This is a genomic window from Streptomyces sp. NPDC002130 (assembly GCF_040296465.1).
GTDB lineage: Bacteria > Actinomycetota > Actinomycetes > Streptomycetales > Streptomycetaceae > Streptomyces.
Window position 1 is genome coordinate 1 of sequence record NZ_JBEOXI010000561.1, and the last position, 2,408, is coordinate 2,408.

Consider the following 2,408-nt stretch of genomic DNA (forward strand, 5'->3'; position numbering starts at 1 on the left):
GTTCGGCGCGACGAGCCTGCTGGCCGGACTGGCACCGAACGGCGGTCTACTGATACTGGCGCGATTCCTGCAGGGCGCCGGGGCGGCCATGATCCTGCCCACCTCACTGTCGCTGCTGAACGCGATGTTCACCGGCAAAGCCCGCGGCCAGGCCTTCGCAGTCTGGGGCTCCACCATCGGTGCAGCCTCCGCCCTCGGCCCATTGCTCGGCGGCTGGCTTGCCGAACATGCCTCATGGCGTTGGGCATTCGGGATCAACATTCCGCTGGCTGCGCTCATTCTCATCGGCGCAGTGCTGTTCATCGCGCCCTCACCCCGCACCGCTGGGCGCATCGACGCCACGGGAGCGGCACTGTCCATCGCCGGCCTTGGCTTGCTCGCCTTCGGCCTCGTCGAGGGACGTACGTACGGGTGGCTGACCACGAAGGAACCCTTCGATCTGTTCGGTCTGTCATGGACCAGCGGACCGTCACCGGTTCTGGTCGCGCTCGTACTCGCCGTTCTGTCGCTCGGTGCGTTCGCCTACCGGCAAACCATGCTCACCCGCAGCGACGATCCGTCGCGGGCGCTGATGGACGTGCGACTCTTCTCCATCTCGTCGTTCCGCAACGGCAACATCGCGACGCTGATCATCGGGCTCGGCGAGTTCGGAATCGTTGCGGTGCTTCCTCTCTGGCTTCAGTTCACGCTCGGATACAGCGCACTCCAGGCCGGACTTGCACTGGTTCCCATCGCCATCGGCAGCTTCGTCGCCAGTGGTGCGAGCTTTGGAATGGCATCGAAGGTCTCGCCGTTGGGTTTGGTCCGTATCGGTTTGGCCCTCGAAGCGCTCGGTCTCGCCGGTCTCGGATTCATCGCTGCGACAGACAGCCCCTGGTGGACTATCGCCGCAGTGCTGTTCTTCTACGGAATCGGCGTCGGTTTTGCGACTGCGCAGGTGACCAACGTCGTGCTCGAGGAGATTCCCGAGCAGAGCGCCGGTCAAGGCTCCGGAATTCAGAGTGCGTTCCGCCAACTCGGATCCGCACTGGGCATCGCTGTCCTGACCACGGTCTTCTTCAGCACTCTCAACTCCACGCTCAACAACGACCTCACCGAATCCGGTGTCGACCAAGCTCAGGCTGATCAGTTGACTCGTGCTGTCACCGACAGCGCGGGCGCCGCCATAGACTCGCTGGCCGGGTCACCGAGCACCGCTTTCGTCGCCGACGCTGCACAGTCTGCAATGACTCACGGCATCACACTCGGCGGATACCTTGCGGCCGGATTCGTCGTGGTCGGTCTGATCGCCACCGCGCTCATCCCGAACAAGCCTGCCCCGTCAAGCGAGGAGGAAACGAAAGCACCAGCCGACGTCGCCTGACGGCCGAATAGGTGCAGTACGGTGCCGGTATGCGATTGCCCTGGTCACGATCAGCACAGTCACGGTCAGCACAGTCACGGTCAGCACCGGTGCTCAGTGAGGCTGACATCGTCGCTGTCCGTGAGCAAGCGCGCGAACTGGTAGTCCCTGGTTTCGCGACGTTCGACGAAATCTGCGAAGCCGCCCGAGACAGCGTCGAGGGCGGTTTCGAGAACGATGAACTCGGCAGACGGATCGACGCAATAGTGCGTGAGGTCTGGGACCGAAGACTCGAGGAGCAGACCCAGTGGACGGCTCCCGGCGACTTCGAGCGCCTCTCCGCAGCCTTCGCCGAACTCGAGCACAACGGCATCGTGGCCCGGATGAACTTCACCTGCTGCATGCAGTGTGGCACTACCGAAATCGACGACGAGCGCACGCCGGCCGAACCGGACGAGAACGGGTATCCCTTTGCTCAGTGGGCGTACACGTTCTTCCACATGCAGGACGCGGAGCGTCTCGGCGACGAGCCGTCCGATCTCTACTTGTCCTACAGTGCGTTTCGCCCTGCCCACGATCTCGATCCCGCACTGATCGCCGCTGCTTTCGGCGGCGACGAAACCGCCGAGGCACACATGATCGCGCACACCGATCAGACCGTCGGGCGCCAGGTGGCCGACGCACTCCGAGCCCAGGGACTGAGCATCGACTGGAACGGTGACAACAATCAGCGTATCCGTGTCACCGACGTATGTTGGCGCAAACCGCTTCCGCAGTAGGAGATTCAGCTGGGTGGCAATACGCGGTCGAGGAACATATTGCTGAATACGCGGTGCGGGTCGTGTTCGTCGAGAGTGGCGATAGCGAAGTCCCAGTTCCCGTCTCCACCGGCACGGAAGGTGGCAGGCACTGTGCTGGTGAGGAATTCGTCGTCCTGGTACGCCGCCTGATCGGTGAATGCCCATCCCTTCGACCACTCCGGACGGAAAGTCGCGTAGTCGCCGGAGTAGTTCGCCGGGTCGAGGCCCTGCGCCCGGACTTCGTGTCCGTGACCTACGGTGCCGGC

General features: G+C 63.5%; 3 protein-coding genes. 2 read left to right on the top strand and 1 reads right to left on the bottom strand.

The features are described 5' to 3' along the window. Both ABT116_RS42770 and ABT116_RS42775 read left to right on the top strand, forming a co-directional pair. The coding region (locus tag ABT116_RS42770; RefSeq protein ID WP_351646112.1) for an MFS transporter at positions 1 to 1,363 on the top strand (1,363 nt) is incomplete at its 5' end. A gap of 89 nt (positions 1,364 to 1,452) precedes the next feature. Beyond that, entirely contained in the window at positions 1,453 to 2,121 is a 669-nt protein-coding gene (locus ABT116_RS42775) for a DUF6891 domain-containing protein (RefSeq protein ID WP_351646114.1), read from the top strand. A 5-nt stretch (positions 2,122 to 2,126) separates the two neighbouring features. On the opposite strand, the gene ABT116_RS42780 is transcribed toward ABT116_RS42775, so the two are convergent. Then, positions 2,127 to 2,408 (bottom strand): cholesterol oxidase substrate-binding domain-containing protein (locus tag ABT116_RS42780; protein WP_351646116.1); only part of this gene is annotated, 282 nt, incomplete at its 5' end.